The following is a 358-nucleotide window of genomic DNA, read 5'->3' as shown; positions in this document are numbered from 1 at the left end:
AAATGGTTTAAAATTAGGAATTGACACCATAGTCACTTGTTAGGTTTTTAACCATTACTCATAAGATTTACTGTTAGGATTAAAATTCAATAATGTGTCTCGATTACATACTAATGAGTGATATCCTTCATGCATTTGATATGATATACCGAGCCTTTGGCAGCCGTAGCTTATATTAAATTTAACTTCATCAATTATAGATTCACACTGCAATGAACCCCATCTTTCCCAATAATGACAGGAAATTATATCTTCTACTCCGTTTTGATTGAGATCGTAGCTCATGGTAATTGCATCTGTAATTAATTTTGGATTATTAGAGTAATAGGTAGAGCTTATTTCTTGAATAGTACGAATC

At 31.6% G+C, this 358-nt stretch carries 1 protein-coding gene; it reads right to left on the bottom strand.

The features are described 5' to 3' along the window. Positions 1-54: 54 nt before the first annotated feature. On the bottom strand, positions 55-358 hold a 304-nt coding region (locus Q4528_RS12905; protein ID WP_303521877.1), incomplete at its 5' end, for a hypothetical protein.

Source organism: Staphylococcus pasteuri (genome assembly GCF_030547725.1).
In the GTDB taxonomy this organism is placed as follows: domain Bacteria; phylum Bacillota; class Bacilli; order Staphylococcales; family Staphylococcaceae; genus Staphylococcus; species Staphylococcus pasteuri.
This window is presented reverse-complemented; position numbering and strand designations above follow the sequence as displayed.